Annotated in this window: 18 protein-coding genes; 2 read left to right on the top strand and 16 right to left on the bottom strand. The window is 45.7% G+C overall.

Translation table 11 applies throughout. The features are described from left to right. Positions 1–3: 3 nt before the first annotated feature. The gene (locus HUB64_RS11605) at positions 4–1278 is read left to right on the top strand and encodes an HlyC/CorC family transporter (RefSeq protein WP_173246117.1); all 1275 of its coding nucleotides are present in this window, start codon (positions 4–6) and stop codon (positions 1276–1278) included. Positions 1279–1408: 130 nt separating this feature from the next. Here the strand turns inward: HUB64_RS11605 and HUB64_RS11600 are convergent, their stop codons facing one another. From HUB64_RS11600 to rpoE, 12 genes are all read right to left on the bottom strand, one after another. Continuing rightward, positions 1409–1933, bottom strand: coding sequence for a DUF962 domain-containing protein (locus HUB64_RS11600; RefSeq protein ID WP_173246121.1), 525 nt, complete (start codon positions 1931–1933; stop codon positions 1409–1411). Positions 1934–2142: 209 nt separating this feature from the next. Then, positions 2143–2526: a holo-ACP synthase gene (gene acpS / locus HUB64_RS11595; RefSeq protein ID WP_105249855.1), complete on the bottom strand. Its 384-nt coding sequence runs from the start codon at positions 2524–2526 to the stop codon at positions 2143–2145. Beyond that, positions 2526–3263, bottom strand: coding sequence for a pyridoxine 5'-phosphate synthase (pdxJ, locus tag HUB64_RS11590; protein WP_131523032.1), 738 nt, complete (start codon positions 3261–3263; stop codon positions 2526–2528). The genes acpS and pdxJ overlap by 1 nt, the downstream gene beginning before the upstream one ends. Positions 3264–3333: 70 nt before the next feature. Continuing rightward, positions 3334–4044, bottom strand: coding sequence for a DNA repair protein RecO (gene recO / locus HUB64_RS11585; RefSeq protein WP_173497032.1), 711 nt, complete (start codon positions 4042–4044; stop codon positions 3334–3336). A 28-nt stretch (positions 4045–4072) separates the two neighbouring features. Further along, positions 4073–5089 carry a GTPase Era gene (gene era / locus HUB64_RS11580; RefSeq protein WP_028760819.1) on the bottom strand — a complete coding sequence of 339 codons (1017 nt, stop codon included), beginning with the start codon at positions 5087–5089 and terminating at the stop codon, positions 4073–4075. Then, positions 5086–5766: a ribonuclease III gene (gene rnc, locus HUB64_RS11575; protein WP_012088603.1), complete on the bottom strand. Its 681-nt coding sequence runs from the start codon at positions 5764–5766 to the stop codon at positions 5086–5088. The genes era and rnc overlap by 4 nt, the downstream gene beginning before the upstream one ends. Position 5767: 1 nt before the next feature. Next, the gene (lepB, locus tag HUB64_RS11570) at positions 5768–6685 is read right to left on the bottom strand and encodes a signal peptidase I (RefSeq protein WP_168823422.1); all 918 of its coding nucleotides are present in this window, start codon (positions 6683–6685) and stop codon (positions 5768–5770) included. A gap of 182 nt (positions 6686–6867) precedes the next feature. Beyond that, positions 6868–8658 (bottom strand): translation elongation factor 4, encoded by a 1791-nt coding sequence (lepA, locus tag HUB64_RS11565; protein WP_028760822.1) that lies wholly within the window; start codon positions 8656–8658, stop codon positions 6868–6870. A gap of 166 nt (positions 8659–8824) precedes the next feature. After that, the gene (locus HUB64_RS11560; protein WP_105249858.1) at positions 8825–9298 is read right to left on the bottom strand and encodes a SoxR reducing system RseC family protein; all 474 of its coding nucleotides are present in this window, start codon (positions 9296–9298) and stop codon (positions 8825–8827) included. A gap of 10 nt (positions 9299–9308) precedes the next feature. Further along, positions 9309–10241 (bottom strand): MucB/RseB C-terminal domain-containing protein, encoded by a 933-nt coding sequence (locus HUB64_RS11555; RefSeq protein WP_173246125.1) that lies wholly within the window; start codon positions 10239–10241, stop codon positions 9309–9311. Positions 10242–10253: 12 nt separating this feature from the next. Next, entirely contained in the window at positions 10254–10880 is a 627-nt protein-coding gene (locus tag HUB64_RS11550) for a sigma-E factor negative regulatory protein (protein WP_028760825.1), read from the bottom strand. A gap of 41 nt (positions 10881–10921) precedes the next feature. Beyond that, entirely contained in the window at positions 10922–11500 is a 579-nt protein-coding gene (gene rpoE / locus HUB64_RS11545; protein ID WP_028760826.1) for an RNA polymerase sigma factor RpoE, read from the bottom strand. 190 nt (positions 11501–11690) lie between these two features. Between rpoE and nadB the strand changes: the two genes are divergently transcribed. Further along, positions 11691–13304, top strand: a complete 1614-nt coding sequence (nadB, locus tag HUB64_RS11540; RefSeq protein ID WP_028760827.1) for an L-aspartate oxidase — start codon at positions 11691–11693, stop codon at positions 13302–13304. 34 nt (positions 13305–13338) lie between these two features. Here nadB and HUB64_RS11535 read toward each other — a convergent pair whose 3' ends face one another. From HUB64_RS11535 to HUB64_RS11520, 4 genes are all read right to left on the bottom strand, one after another. Next, positions 13339–13779: a protein YgfX gene (locus HUB64_RS11535; RefSeq protein WP_173497031.1), complete on the bottom strand. Its 441-nt coding sequence runs from the start codon at positions 13777–13779 to the stop codon at positions 13339–13341. Next, a complete protein-coding gene (locus tag HUB64_RS11530) occupies positions 13760–14008 on the bottom strand; it encodes a succinate dehydrogenase assembly factor 2 (protein ID WP_028760829.1) in 249 nt (82 codons plus the stop codon). The genes HUB64_RS11535 and HUB64_RS11530 overlap by 20 nt, the downstream gene beginning before the upstream one ends. An 85-nt stretch (positions 14009–14093) precedes the next feature. After that, positions 14094–15002, bottom strand: a complete 909-nt coding sequence (gene nhaR / locus HUB64_RS11525) for a transcriptional activator NhaR (protein ID WP_028760830.1) — start codon at positions 15000–15002, stop codon at positions 14094–14096. A gap of 114 nt (positions 15003–15116) precedes the next feature. Beyond that, complete coding sequence (locus tag HUB64_RS11520) at positions 15117–15503, bottom strand: hypothetical protein (protein ID WP_105249860.1); 387 nt, start codon at positions 15501–15503, stop codon at positions 15117–15119. Position 15504: the final 1 nt, after the last annotated feature.

Genomic DNA, 15504 nt, shown 5'->3' with positions numbered 1-15504 from the left:
TTTTTGGACGCTATATCGACAAGCGCACTCCTGATCGTTTTACTAGTGCTTATCCTATTCTCTGCCTATTTTTCAGGCTCAGAAACCGCAATGATGACTCTCAACCGTTACCGTTTACGCCACTTAGCCAACAATGGCCATAAAGGGGCGATTAGAGCCTTGAAGTTACTTGAGCGTCCTGACCGTTTGATTGGATTGATCTTAATTGGCAATAACTTAGTCAATATTTCCGCATCTGCTATTGCGACTATCATTGGTATGCGTCTTTGGGGTGACTTAGGGGTCGCTGTTGCAACTGGCGTGCTTACATTAGTCGTGCTCGTTTTTGCTGAAGTTACGCCAAAAACCATCGCAGCATTAAATCCTGAGCGTATTGCTTTTCCCTCTAGCATACTGCTACTTATATTTTCCTCTACCTTTGCCTATGTTGTCTCAAGCGTTAATTTGATAACCACAGGTATCTTACGTTTGATGGGGATAAAAACCGTTAATAGTAGCGATGCACTAAGCCAAGAAGAGTTGCGCACAGTGGTACATGAGGCAGGGGCACTCATCCCCCGACGCCACCAAGAAATGCTGTTATCTATCTTGGATTTAGAGAAAGTCACCGTTGAAGATATTATGGTGCCACGCTCAGATATCTACGGAATTAACGTCAATGACGAATTTAAGGTTATCAATCGTCAGGTGATCCAAAGTCCACATACCCGAGTGTTAGTGTATCGCGACACCATAGACGATGCAGTGGGCTTTATTCATTTACGCGATGCCCTGCGCCTCCAATCTAAAGAGCAATTTAGCAAGTCATCTTTGCTACGCGCAGTGAAAGAACTCTACTTTGTGCCAGAAGGTACGCCACTCAATGTGCAACTAGCTAACTTCCAACAAAATAAAGAGCGCATCGGCTTAGTCGTTGATGAATATGGTGATATTCAAGGTCTAGTAACACTCGAAGATATTCTCGAAGAGATTGTCGGCGACTTTACCACTTCTATGTTGACCACCCCGAGTGAAGACATTAAGGTCCAGCAAGATGGCAGCTACTTAGTCGATGCGGGCATTACGATCCGCGATTTGAATAAAGAAATGAAGTGGAACTTTCCCACCGATGGCCCTAAAACCCTCAATGGTCTGATTCTGGAGTATCTGGAGGAAATTCCTTCTGCGAATACCAGTTTACGTTTAGCAGGTTATCCATTAGAGATAATTGATGTGTCAGAGAATATGATTAATACAGTGAGAATTATCCCGCTGTATTATCATCCCCCCAGAGTTTAATCCTCAATTTTGAGCATAAAAATTGGCCGAACCACACAAGTTAAGATGTGGTCCGGCCGACGATTTCCTCCAAGCGATGATGCTCCCCCGAGCTATAAATCTATCTACTCTAATTCACTATCTAGCCAAGCTATGCAGATTTTTTCGCCTCAAGTATACGACGCTTCTCAAGCGCCATTGGCGTTATCTGGGCATTCAGCGCCTTTTCTAAGCCCAACATAAAATACACTTCCGCCATTAAGAAAAATGGCCCAATTAATAGCTGATTTAAGTCATCCACAAAGGCAGGCTTGGCTTTTTCATATTGATGGCCGATTAGCTGGAACACCCAGCCCACCACAAATACTCCTAGGGCAAGCCAAGTGGCACCGGCGATATGCGCCGCCCACTCAGTAGTGAGCAGCACAGGTACCATGAATAATATGAGCCCCATTGAAAGCCTTAAGTGTAAACGGACATAATAGGCCAACACGAGCATACCGACTATCATTGCTAAACTTGTCTCCCCCATACTGCCCAGCGGAATACGCACTGTGGCCAGCAACAGGAAAGCAGACCAAATAATCAGTGGGATGCCAATAAAATGGGTCTGAATATTACGCTGATTTAAATGCACACTTTTGTAGGTCGATAACTGCTCTGCGGCGGATTTCATGTCGGGTTCCTCTTCATTTGCCCCTGCTTTTAACTGCGCCAAATTGAGCGACGCGAAAGCCATAAACTAACGTAAAACAATTAAACTGAACAGTAAAAGTAAATAAATTGTTGCATTCACTGATTTTGCATTTATTTAGATACCCATCCAGAAATGAAAAAAGGAACCCTAAGGTTCCTTTTTTACCACCAACAGACGCAAACTCGGGTTTATTGAGACTCTATGATTACCGTCGCAATCGCATAGGATTTTTCATCGGCAATAGAGATATGCCCAACCGTCGCTTTAAGCTGCTGTAAGCGCGTCAGCGCCCCCTCGGTAAAGTGAATCGTCGGTGCACCATCCTCATTGTTGCCAATGTGAATATGCTGAAACGACACGCCGCGGCCAATACCCGTACCGAGGGCTTTGGCTGCGGCTTCTTTTGCAGCAAAACGCTTGGCAAGATAACGACTTGGCTGACTATGGGCAGTATAAATGGCTAACTCAGCCTCGGTCAGCACACGTCTAGCGAGCTTGTCACCTGCGCGCGCCACATGGACCTGAATACGCTCAATCTCGACGATATCTGTGCCTAGGCCGACAATCGCCATTATTCGCCTCGACGACCTTCAAGCATTAACACTTTCATGTCTTTCACTGCTGTCGCTAAACCGTCAATGGCAGCACGTGCGACAATCGCATGGCCGATATTGAGTTCATATAACTCAGGAATCGCCGCGATGGGTTTCACGTTGTGATAATGCAAACCATGACCCGCGTTAACCACTAAACCTTTGCCATGGGCGTATTTTGCCATTTCGCGAATACGCGCTAACTCAGTGGCTTCTTCTGCTTCCGTTTTAGCATCGGCATAACAGCCCGTATGAATTTCAATAAGCGGTGCGCCAGAGGCAACGGCGGCATCAATTTGAGTTTTATCGGCATCGATAAATAAGGAGACTTGAATACCCTCAGCAGCTAAACGAGTCACTGCGGCAGTGATTTTATCTAACTGCCCCGCTACATCTAAACCGCCTTCAGTGGTGACTTCTTGACGTTTTTCTGGCACTAAACAGACATAGGTCGGCTTAATTTCACAGGCGATGTTAAGCATTTCTTCGGTCACCGCACATTCGAAATTCATGCGGGTTTTCAAGGTTTTTGCCAACAGATACACATCGCGGTCTATGATGTGGCGTCTGTCTTCACGCAAATGGATAGTGATGCCATCGGCGCCAGCATGTTCAGCAACGGCAGCAGCATGCACAGGATCAGGATAACTGGTGCCACGGGCTTGGCGCAGAGTAGCAATATGGTCGATATTCACGCCCAATAAGATACGGCTCATCGGGAACTCCTTAATGTTTAACGCTGATATTGCGGCCTATTGTACTTAGGCTCACGCTAAAAAACAGGAGCTAGGGCGAATTATTCCCATCAATCTTAGTTGGTACGGCAGTGCTGACGAACAATTGTCGACTCAACAAAGGTTTAGTCCCGAGTAATGGCGTTAACAGGGATCGCATCAACAACTTAGCGCTCAAAAAATGTGCGTCGGTGAGCTGGTTATCGTTAAGCGCCGTCAACATTGCCCCTTGATAGGCATTGCGAGCACGGGAGTTGAGCACAAATTGAAAACCTAACTCAGGCACGAGCTGATAATAATCGTCAGGTACGAGTGGTTCACCTTGAGTATCGCGGCTAAGAGAAGGCATAAAACCTAATTCCCGCAGCAAGGCAAGCTCAATATAACGCAGTTGGGATTGGCAAAACTTCGCGGCAAGGCCGACTAAGGCTTGATGATAAATGAGGAACAACTCTTCGGCATTGTGCTGTACAGACAAAGTGCGAACCAATAACTCATTAATATACATGCCAGCAAACAAGCTTTGGCCAAAAAGAGGCACAGCAGGCGCAGCGGCTTCGACTTGAGTTAAGGTTTTTAATTCAGACTTACCGCTAAATTCGAAGATCAGCGGTTGAAAGGGCTGGAGAATACTCTTGATAGAGCGCTTACCGCTGCCGGTTCGGGCAACCACATCGACCCGTCCAATGCCGTCAACTAAGAGGTTAACTAAGACACTGGACTCTCGATACGGACGATGATGCAAAACGTAACCACGTTTCATCGGTAAGCGCGCTCGCTGGAATTAATGCTTAATCGTCGCCGTAACCTAAGCTACGCAGGGCGCGTTCATCATCGGCCCAACCGGATTTCACTTTCACCCACACTTCGAGGAAAACTTTATTATCAAACAAGGTCTCCATGTCTAAGCGAGCTTGAGTTGCGATAGTACGAATACGTTCGCCCTTGCTACCAATCACCATACGTTTTTGACCTTCACGCTCAACAAGGATCAAGGCATTAATTTGATAAACGCCATTTTCCATCATCTTGAACTGTTCAATCTCAACTGTCGCATCATAGGGTAATTCATCACCTAAGAAGCGCATCAGTTTTTCACGCACAATTTCCGACGCCATAAAACGTTGCGAACGATCGGTAACATAGTCTTCAGGGAAGAAGAAAGGTCCTTCAGGAATCGACGCCGCCGCTAGCTCTAAAATGCGCTTAACGTTAGTGCCTTTACTGGCAGAAATCGGCAAAATTTCATCGAAAGGATATTTTTTGGCGACTTCTTCCAAATACGGGAACAGCGATTCTTTGTCTTTGATATTGTCGACTTTATTGATCGCCAGAATTGTCTGACGCTCTTCACCGCCACGGCGTAATTTACTCAACACCATCTCATCATCGGCGGTCCACGTCATGCCATCGACCACAAAAATCACCATAGCTACATCGGCAAGCGAACTGGCAGCTGCGCGGTTCATCAGGCGGTTAATCGCCCGCTGCTCTTCTATGTGTAAACCTGGTGTATCGATGAACACAATTTGCTTCGGACCATCGGTATGAATACCCATGATACGGTGGCGCGTTGTTTGTGGCTTTTTAGAAGTAATACTTACCTTCTGACCAAGCAAACGGTTGATTAACGTTGATTTACCGACGTTAGGGCGACCAATGATCGCCACCATGCCGCAATAAGTGACATCGTATTGGGCCGACGGCGTTGGCGCGGCCGCATTCATCCTTGCCAGTAATTCATCTAAACTCGGCTCAGTTGCCGCTTTTGCAGCATCGATACCTGACAAGTCTGTTTTTTTGGTCATTTCTTTAGTAACTCCAATACTTGAGCGGCCGCGATTTGCTCGGCTTTGCGGCGTGAACTCGCCACACCAATGACGCTTTGGCTCAAGTCTTCAATACGACATTCAACGGTAAATGTCTGATCGTGGGCATCGCCTTCTATGTTGATTACTTGGTAATCAGGCAGCGGCTTTTTAAACCCTTGTAAATGTTCTTGCAGTAATGTCTTAGCGTCTTTCTGACTGATCCCAGGTTGGATTTCGGCCAAACGCTCGGCATACCATTTCAACAGTAATGCACGGCAAACTTCGAGATCGGAATCAAGGTAAACGGCGCCAATAATGGCTTCAACTGCATCGGCAAGAATCGACTCGCGTCTAAATCCACCACTTTTCAACTCGCCAGGACCGAGATATAAATAATCGCCGAGCTTAAACTCTTGGGCGATGATAGTTAAGGTATCACCGCGAACTAAGGTGGCACGCATCCGGCTTAAATCGCCTTCGGTTGCCTTCGGAAACTGATGATACAAAGCATCAGAAATCACGATAGATAAAATTGAATCACCTAAAAACTCTAAGCGCTCATTATGCTTATTTGCCGCACTTCTGTGGGTCAGCGCTTGAGTCAAAAGCTCAATATTCTTGAACTCATAACCTAAGGTACGACACAAACGTGGCAAATTTTTAATCGGTTCCATGCTATTTAATTCCACCTACACGCTCAAAACGCACACCGCTAGGCACCCAAGTTGGGAGGAAGTCGGCTTTTGAACGGTCAAATTCAAAACTAATCCAAATCGCTACCGCTTTACCAACAAGGTTCTCTTCTGGCACAAAGCCCCAGAAACGACTGTCGGTACTGTTATCGCGGTTATCACCCATGGCAAAGTAATGGCCTTCTGGCACTAAAAATTCACCCGCGGGTAAATTACCTTCGCGCTTAAAATACCCCAGCATGTCAGGTCGACTTGGGTTGATCAAGATATCGTGGGCGACATCACCCAATTCCTCTTTATAACGCAGCAACGGCACACCATCTTGGCTGTAATCACCACGACTGATCTCAGTGCGGGCGATAACTTGCGGTTCTGGGCAAGCTGTTTGCTCAACGCCACAGGCCTTCTGGATCATCAACTGCTTGTTACGGTAAATAATTCTATCACCCGGTAAACCGACAACACGTTTGATGTAGTCAATTTGCGGATTTTCAGGATATTTAAATACCACCACATCACCGCGTTTGGGCTCACCAGTTTCAACCAGTTTAGTGCGCCATACGGGATCTTTAAGCCCATAACTAAATTTTTCCACCAGAATGAAGTCGCCCACTAAGAGGGTTGGCATCATAGAACCCGATGGGATTTGAAATGGCTCATAAATGAATGAACGTAGGATCAACACAAAGGCAATCACAGGGAAGATAGAATGCGCGGTTTCGACTATGGTCGACTCACGAATGATTTGGTACTCAGCTTCTTCAGTTAAATTCGCTTGTGATGCCTTTGCTAACGCTAAACTCTCACGACGCTTTGGGGCGAAAACGAGCACATCGACTAACCAAATAAGTCCTGAGATCAGGGTGATTAGCACTAGAATAATGGAAAAATACGCTGCCATTGCTTATTGAACTCCTGCCTTAAAATTATTAAAGGTGCCTAACTCAGCGAATATCATACTTTAGTTAACTTACCGTATTCGACCTTGGTAAACCAAAGTGATAAACCAATGCGATAACCTAACTAAAGCGCCGCAAACAGCGGCGCAATAGTCAACTAAATTGTCACTTATTATGCTAACGATTACTCGTTTAGCTTAAGTACCGCTAAGAATGCTTCTTGTGGCACCTCAACGTTACCCACTTGCTTCATCCGTTTCTTACCCTCTTTTTGTTTATTTAAGAGTTTTTTCTTACGGGAAACGTCGCCGCCATAACACTTAGCCGTTACGTCTTTACGCAGGGCTTTTACGGTTGAACGGGCAATAATTTGACTGCCCACCGCCGCTTGAATCGCAATATCAAACATCTGACGTGGAATAAGTTCTTTCATCTTATCCACTAAGGCTAAACCACGGTGACGAATGTTTGATCTATGGATAACCATAGCCAAGGCGTCGACTCGGTCGCCGTTGATGAGAATATCTAAACGCACCATGTCTGCAGGATCGAAACGAATAAAGTTATATTCGAGGGATGCATAGCCACGGCTAGTGGATTTCAAACGGTCGAAGAAGTCCATGACCACTTCCGCCATTGGCAGATGGTAAGTTACAGCCACTTGGTTACCGTGGTAAACCATGTTCACTTGGGTGCCACGTTTTTCAATACACAGGGTAATCACGTTACCTAAGTATTCTTTTGGCACTAAAATGTTGGCCTCAACAATCGGCTCACGCATTTCTTCAATGTTGTTAATCGCAGGCAGATCAGACGGGTTATCAACGTAAATCGTTTCACCGCTGGTCATGACAACTTCGTACACTACGGTTGGCGCAGTGGTGATCAACTCTAGGTTGTATTCACGCTCTAAACGCTCTTGTACGATTTCCATGTGGAGCAGGCCTAAATAGCCAATGCGGAAACCAAAACCGAGTGCCGAAGAACTTTCAGGTTCAAAGAATAATGACGCATCGTTCAGGCTGAGTTTGTTCAGCGCATCACGGAAGTTTTCATATTCGTCGGTCGAAATTGGGAATACGCCAGCGTATACCTGTGGCTTCACTTTCTTAAAACCAGGTAACGGCTTTTCAGCACCATTTTTGGCTAAAGTTAACGTATCACCTACGGGCGCGCCGTGAATTTCCTTCAGACCCGCAATTACAAAGCCGACTTCACCGGTTTTAAGTTCGGTTTTATCAGTTTGTTTTGGGGTGAAAATACCGACGCGATCCGCAGTGTGGTTTTGTCCTGTAGACATTACCTTAAACTTGTCACCTTTTTTCAGGCTACCGTGTTTAATTCGCACTAAAGACACTACGCCTAGGTAGTTATCAAACCAAGAATCGATGATCAAGGCTTGCAATGGTGCGTCAGGATCGCCTTCTGGCGGTGGAATTTTGGCAACAATGACTTCTAAAACCTCATCGACACCGACACCGGTTTTAGCCGAACAACGCACAGCATCCATCGCATCGATACCAACGATATCTTCAATCTCGGCAGCTACACGTTCTGGATCGGCTTGTGGTAAGTCAATCTTGTTTAAAATGGGTACCACATCTAGATTCATATCCAGCGCGGTATAACAGTTTGCCAATGTCTGAGCTTCAACGCCCTGACCCGCATCAACCACCAGCAAAGCACCTTCACAGGCAGCTAATGAGCGCGAGACCTCGTAGGAGAAGTCAACATGACCTGGGGTATCAATAAAGTTGAGTTGATAGACAAGGCCATCTTTGGCTTTATAATCCAAAGTGACACTTTGTGCCTTAATCGTAATACCACGCTCACGTTCTAGATCCATAGAATCTAAAACTTGAGAATCCATTTCACGGTCGGTTAAACCGCCACAAACCTGAATAAGACGATCTGATAGCGTCGATTTACCATGGTCGATATGGGCAATAATTGAGAAGTTTCTAATTTGTTTCATTATGCTGCAATGACTAATACTGAAAATGGATACGGTTCAAAGGAGCGAAATTGTACCTGATTGCGGTTTCAATACCAATCACATTCACTCCTACTTAAGACAGGCCGATAAAACAACGCCCAAAACCGCAGTTAGCTGTTATTTGATAAAAAATAAAACATTGAAATTATTGAGCTAATTCGTTTAAATTGATGCTCCTACCTAAATAGGCCAAAATCACAGGCTGAGCATCAACTTCTAAACGTTTAGCCTGTTGCTTACCAAAAGACCACGCAATCAAGGCACCAACGGCCGCAAAGCCCATGGCACCTAGGTTAGGATTAAACTCAAGCAACTGGCCTAAAAATTGTCCTAACGCCGCGCCGACAAACAGGCCAAACAGCGGCATTAAATAGATTAATGCCGCGGCTTTGAGGATCACGCTCTCAGGAAGGCCTAATTTGAGTAATTCACCAGCCTCGCAGCGGCGGTCACTCTGAATAGAAAATTGCTGGGTTTTAGAGGAAAAAGCCTGAGCGACAGCAGAGGTCCCGCAAGACTCACTGTTACTGCAGCTCTTGCAGGTACTCTTAAGTTCCACTTCAACCGTCAACCAGCCTTGACTATCACTGGAGACGACTCTGGCAATTTCTTCCATCATAATCGGCGTCCTATTCTAGCGTCAGACTTTTAGCAATGCGCGTTAAGGTTTCTGTCGGCACTTTACCCACAGCAACCACTTCGGCATTACCGACTTTTTCTGAGACTAACGACAAGCCATTACGGGTAATTAATTCTTCAGGCAATGGACTCGTGCCCGCACGCGCCACATAAACAGAAATATTTGCCAGTCCATCAGTCAGTGCTATGTATTCCACCGCTTCGTGACTGCCAATTAATCTATGATGGTCGCGCACTACCACAGTAAAACCTGCGGGTAACCAAGCAAATTGCCAGTTTTGACCGTCTTGGCGCTCGGCTTGATCGATAACTGCCGGCCACTCTTGCTTATAGGCCTCTTGCAAAATGGCTGGCGGCTCGCTTAATTCAATGAGTTCAATCACCATTATCTGCTCAAGTAATTGCTTATCTTGAGTCAGCATGTCGTATCTCAGCGGCAGATAGGTTTCCATATCAAGCCAAATTTGAAAGCCATAACGGAATTCATCATTAGGCAACAGGCGGATCATCTGCCCCGGACGCCCAGCGATACGGGTACGGCCACCGAGTACAAACTGATAACCCACTTCTAAGTCCGCCATATTGGCAGAGAAAGCAGCAGGCCAGACACCTTGAATATGATTAGAAACGATACTATACGCAGGCTCATCGTGCTCAATAAAGGTCACACGATTACCGACACGCACTGCATTTTTGGGTGGACCGTTAAGGTATTCTAGAAAGGCAACTTCTTGATTATTCACCTTACCGTGCAGGTAAACCAAAGGCCGAATATGATCGGCCTGAAGTTGAATAATCGATGCTTTAAACTCTTTCTCTCGTAAAGCCTGACTCATTTTCTCGAGCCAAGCTTTGGCAGGCATGTCTTCCTGCGCGGTTGCAGGAAAGACCAAGGCTAATAAAGCCAACAGGATTAGACGCAAGCTAACTCCTCGTTATTGATTGACCGGAACGGGTACGACCTCGGTATTGTCCTCTACAACCGCACCAGTATTCAATCGTTGTTGCAACATATGATCTTGGATATAAGTATTAATTCGGCGACGTTGCTCATTCACCTGATCATTGGTATAGCCTTGATTCTGTTGTACAGGACCGGTTTGTAGGCTCACAGGTGATGCGCTACCAATCAGCGGCCTTGTAATTAACACGGGCGATGGTGACGCGGCATCATCGGCGGTTTGATTGTAATTCTGCACACCCACAATCGCAAACATAGCAACCGTCGCAGCAATGGCATATTGACCAAATTGCTTAAATAAAGGTACGACGCGGCTTTGCTCCGAATTGGCGGCAATTTGTGGCGTTACAGGTGCAGTGACTTTAGACGCATGATGCTTAGGCGCAACTATCGCTGGCTCAAGTTCAATGGCGGCAGCAATGCTAGCAGAGAGATCTAACACAATAGTCTGCGGCAATTCGCCACGCATGGCATCGCCTATCATATGATAGTTATGCCATTTATCATGTGAATGTGTATCAGCAGATAACTCTGCCATGGTCTGCGCATCAGTCTCTCCATCGACTGCGGCAGATACCCATTCTTGACCTAATTTATCCATTTTTCACCTGTCTAAATATAAGGGTTTCTTAAAATAAGAATTTAGGCTTCCAGCAACGGCTGGAGCTTTTTATCGATTGCCTCTCGAGCTCGGAAGATACGCGATCTTACGGTCCCGACAGGACAATCCATGACTATGGCAATATCTTCGTAACTCATACCATCGAGTTCACGCAATGAGATGGCCATTCGTAATTCTTCAGGCAAGGTCTCTAATGTATCGAAAATCACTTTTTTGATTTCATCCGATAACATTAGCCGTTCTGGGGAGGCAAACTCCTTCAGCGCGTCACTGCCTTCGTAATATTCGGCATCTTCTGCATCAACATCATTCGCAGGCGTTCTACGCCCCTGTGATACGAGATAATTCTTCGCAGTGTTTACTGCGATGCGGTACAACCAAGTATAAAATGCACTTTCACCGCGAAAGTTTGGCAAAGCTCTGTAAGCTTTGATAAACGCTTCCTGTGCCACATCAGCAACGTCCGCTTGGTTCCGTACATAACGGGATATCAAGCTAATGACTTTACTTTGATATTTAAGCACTAACAGGTTAAAAGCGTTTTTATCACCTTGTTGTACGCGCTCAACTAATTGTTGATCACTTAATTGTCCACTCATCCGAGCCGACTTCTCCTAAATCTAAAATGCTGATTTCTCAGTCGCTCGAATCATATTCACTTATGTAGACTCGCGGGCTTTGAAAAAGTTCTAAAAATTATACAAAAAAAGTAAGGTAAAAAGGAAAGTACCCATAATCGGTGAGTTGGTTTACCATAGTTGGCACTCTTCAGTCACATCATGATACCCGATGAAACAAGTAGTTGAACACCAATCTGACATATTAGTCATAGGTAGCGGTGCCGCAGGTCTGACACTAGCTTTGCATCTTGCTGAAAAAGCAAAAGTAATTCTGCTTTCAAAAGGCCCACTCTCGGAAGGGTCGACTTACTACGCCCAAGGCGGTATCGCCTCCGTCTTCGACGAAAGTGACACTATCGAATCCCATGTTGCAGACACCTTAATCGCAGGGGCGGGTTTATGTGACAAAGACGTTGTCACTTTCACGGCTGAAAATGCCAAGAGTGCGATGCAATGGCTTATCGAATGTGGCGTTGCCTTCGATAAAGAAGAAACCACTGACGGTAATGCAAAAGACGCACCTTACCATTTAACCCGTGAAGGCGGCCATAGCCACAGACGTATTCTGCACGCTGCCGATGCCACAGGCAAAGAAGTGCAAACCACACTGCAAGAGCGCGCACTCGCCCACCCCAATATTCAAGTTTTAGAACGCTATAACGCCATCGACCTCATCACCACCCGTAAGTTAAATCGCCCAGGTAATCGTGTGTTAGGCGCTTATGTGTGGAATCGCAATGAAGAGCACGTCGAAACCGTTAAGGCCAAGTTTGTTGCGTTAGCAACAGGCGGTAGCTCTAAGGTTTATCAATATACCTCAAACCCCGATGTCGCTAGTGGTGATGGTATTGCCATGGCATGGCGTGCAGGTTGCCGCGTGGCGAATATGGAGTTCAACCAATTCCATCCGACGTGTTTGTACCACGCAGATGCGCGCAACTTCTTACTCACCGAAGCCCTGCGTGGTGAAGGGGCTTATCTGCGTCGTCCTGATGGCAGCCGCTTTATGCCGGACTTTGATGAACGCGCTGAACTCGCTCCCCGTGACATCGTTGCCCGCGCCATCGACTATGAGATGAAACGTCTCGGTGCCGACTGTGTGTATCTGGATATCAGCCATAAAGATGCTGACTTTGTGATGAAGCATTTTCCGACCATCTATAGCCGTTGCTTAGATCTAGGAATTGATATCACTAAAGATGCTATCCCTGTGGTGCCTGCTGCTCACTATACCTGCGGTGGTGTAATGACAGATATGCACGGTCAGACGGATCTCAATGGTCTCTATGCTATTGGTGAAGTCGCCTATACGGGCTTACATGGCGCCAATCGTCTGGCGAGTAACTCGTTACTCGAATGTTTAGTGTTTGCCCGTGCGGCGTCACAGGATATAGAAAGCCAACTGCATAAAATTCAAATCCCGGGACAAATTCCAGCATGGGATGAAAGTAAAGTGTCGAACTCGGATGAGGAAGTGGTCATCGCCCATAACTGGCACGAACTGCGGTTATTCATGTGGGACTACGTTGGAATTGTACGCTCTGATAAACGTCTGGAGCGAGCACTGCGCCGCTGCCTGATGTTACAGCAAGAAATTCAGGAATATTACAGTAACTTCAGGGTTAGCAATAACTTGCTCGAATTACGTAACTTAGTGCAAGTGGCCGAATTAATTATTCGCTGTGCCATGGAGCGTAAAGAAAGCCGTGGGCTGCATTTTAATATCGATCATCCAGAGAAATTAGACGCGCCTCGCCCAACAATTTTACTACCAGAAAAGTAACCGCATACGCATAGATTACTTCATCATAAACAGACTAAATCTTAGAATGAGGTTTAGTCTGTTGCATTTTAGCCCGCAGCAACAGCCGACATAAATGTCGATAGTCAGTATCATTTAACATATCAGCCCAAACCAGCAAGAGCCGCAGCTGAGTATCCACTTCGATATAAATCAAGCAAACAAAGGGCGTGACCCAAGTGCGTTTTAGTACCTGAAAGTGCTCCCCCGTTGACAAACGTCCCTCGCCTTTATCACTCAGCACAAAATCTAAACGCCAATGCTGCAGTCGCCACAACTGCGACAGCAAAAAAATACTAACAAGTACGATAAACAAATATTTAAGCAGAGATAAGGCGATAATGTCGCTTTGGGGCCAAAGCAGAAATGAGCTAGAACAGACACCAATAAAAACGACCAACGAGAGTCGTTGGTCGAAAGAGGCTTTTACGCTGAAACTATGGTGCCGGTCTTCCACGGACTTTTACTATCATACGAGCCAGTTCAGTGTCAGGGCACACTTCATGGCCCATAAACCAAGCAAACAATTCTGGATCTTCACATTCCAACAAACGGATAAACACGGTTTTATCTTCATCGGACATTTCTTGATAGAAGTTTTCAACAAAAGGTTGAAGCAAGACGTCTAATTCCAGCATCCCACGACGACATGCCCAGCGAACCCTTGCGATGTTCATTAATTCCAAGGTATTTCTCCCAACACAGATTTGGCATTAGTCTATCAGTTCACTGACTAAAGTGTCGATTAACCCTTCATATTGACTCACAAAATTAGCATTGTTGTACTTGCGTATCGAGCCCCTCAAAGAGATCGCTAAAATCTGTATCCAATAATCGCTTTACCGCAGGATGTTGGATCATACGTTCCGCAAACATCACATGGTATTCCTCTTTCACATCGGTGGTTTCACCGAGCAAATTCATACCATGGGAAATCACTTCTTGGCGATAAATCGACGGTGTGACAAAAATACCTCGTTTAAGGTAACCAAAGGCCTTCATCATGGCCGCATCATCGAACTCGCCCAAGATACTGACTTTAAGATTTTGCTCGTCAAACCAGCGATATAGCTGTTGTCCGAGTGAAGTTCTACGGCCGGGGATTAATAGCTGGCCTTGTTCTAAACAGGCAGGAAAATCAGCGCTATAAGTCTCAGCGGAGAAAAAACTCACGCCACACTCGCCTAATTTTTTAGATAAAATTTCAGGGTATTTCAGTGACTCACCTGCACAATCCGAAAGGATCATATCCAGTTTATGCTCACGTAAACGCGCCATTAGGCTCTCGTGAGTCGCCTCATAGCAGGCTAAGTGCATAGAATTGTCATTAGGCACTACGGATAATAAAACTCGGCTGACTAAAGCTTTAGATAAGGCATCGGCAATACCCACCTCGAATAACATGGCATCCGCTTTTTGATAATTAAGTAAATCGAGCATTTCATAGCTAAGGCTAAACATCTTATCGGCGTAGCGAAACACCAATTCACCTAACTCTGTCGCCTCCAATGTCCGCCCGACTCGCTTGAACAGACTGCCGTTTAACCTATCTTCTAAGGCACGAATTTGCCCTGTTATCGTTTGCGGCGTTAAACATAGGGCTTCGGCCGCCTTCGCGACTGAGCCCTTTTTCTTAATCATCCAAAAATAATACAAGTGGTTATAATTCAAGTGCAGCATGCTAACCCGCTGTTAATGCTCCCTCAAACGCCAAGGCGCTGAGGGGGTACTGTGTTATTTTAAACTCGATAGTTTAAAATCAGATGATTAAAAACCTGATGATTCCCAGTCAAGTTACTTTAAACGCTGGCAGTCGAGTAAGTTAGTAACTATGCCTTGTAACTGCTCCAAATCGGCAGCATTCCCCAGACTTACCGCTTCAGTGACTCCTGAAACTAAAACGTTACGTTCTGGAATACGTTCGGCGCAATAGGTTCGATTCGCTTCTTGGAAACGTTTACCACCGCGATACTTAAGTGCCCTCGATTCATAACCATTAGTTTCTAATCTCGCCCCTAAGGAATCAGATTTAAACATCAAAGCGCCATCCACTATTCCTTCAAGATAGCTTTGGCAAGTCTGCGAGTTTGCATCCTGATTACAGGCCGAAATTTGCGATGCCGTCGCGGTTGTCGATAAACATAAGAGCGTTGCTATTCCCATTAATTTCAACTTTATCATA

This window comes from Shewanella sp. ISTPL2 (assembly GCF_013283205.1).
In the GTDB taxonomy this organism is placed as follows: domain Bacteria; phylum Pseudomonadota; class Gammaproteobacteria; order Enterobacterales; family Shewanellaceae; genus Shewanella; species Shewanella oncorhynchi.
This window is presented reverse-complemented; position numbering and strand designations above follow the sequence as displayed.

Bases quoted from the DNA above. Each gene is read 5' to 3' on its own strand.
- recO (WP_173497032.1), bottom strand. From the start codon at position 4,044: ATGAAACGTGGTTACGTTTTGCATCATCGTCCGTATCGAGAGTCCAGT.
- acpS (WP_105249855.1), bottom strand. From the start codon at position 2,526: ATGGCGATTGTCGGCCTAGGCACAGATATCGTCGAGATTGAGCGTATT.
- pdxJ (WP_131523032.1), bottom strand. From the start codon at position 3,263: ATGAGCCGTATCTTATTGGGCGTGAATATCGACCATATTGCTACTCTG.
- rpoE (WP_028760826.1), bottom strand. From the start codon at position 11,500: ATGAGTGGACAATTAAGTGATCAACAATTAGTTGAGCGCGTACAACAA.
- rnc (WP_012088603.1), bottom strand. From the start codon at position 5,766: ATGGAACCGATTAAAAATTTGCCACGTTTGTGTCGTACCTTAGGTTAT.
- nhaR (WP_028760830.1), bottom strand. From the start codon at position 15,002: ATGCTGCACTTGAATTATAACCACTTGTATTATTTTTGGATGATTAAG.
- HUB64_RS11520 (WP_105249860.1), bottom strand. From the start codon at position 15,503: ATGATAAAGTTGAAATTAATGGGAATAGCAACGCTCTTATGTTTATCG.
- HUB64_RS11550 (WP_028760825.1), bottom strand. From the start codon at position 10,880: ATGGATAAATTAGGTCAAGAATGGGTATCTGCCGCAGTCGATGGAGAG.
- HUB64_RS11560 (WP_105249858.1), bottom strand. From the start codon at position 9,298: ATGATGGAAGAAATTGCCAGAGTCGTCTCCAGTGATAGTCAAGGCTGG.
- lepB (WP_168823422.1), bottom strand. From the start codon at position 6,685: ATGGCAGCGTATTTTTCCATTATTCTAGTGCTAATCACCCTGATCTCA.
- lepA (WP_028760822.1), bottom strand. From the start codon at position 8,658: ATGAAACAAATTAGAAACTTCTCAATTATTGCCCATATCGACCATGGT.
- HUB64_RS11600 (WP_173246121.1), bottom strand. From the start codon at position 1,933: ATGAAATCCGCCGCAGAGCAGTTATCGACCTACAAAAGTGTGCATTTA.
- era (WP_028760819.1), bottom strand. From the start codon at position 5,089: ATGACCAAAAAAACAGACTTGTCAGGTATCGATGCTGCAAAAGCGGCA.
- nadB (WP_028760827.1), top strand. From the start codon at position 11,691: ATGAAACAAGTAGTTGAACACCAATCTGACATATTAGTCATAGGTAGC.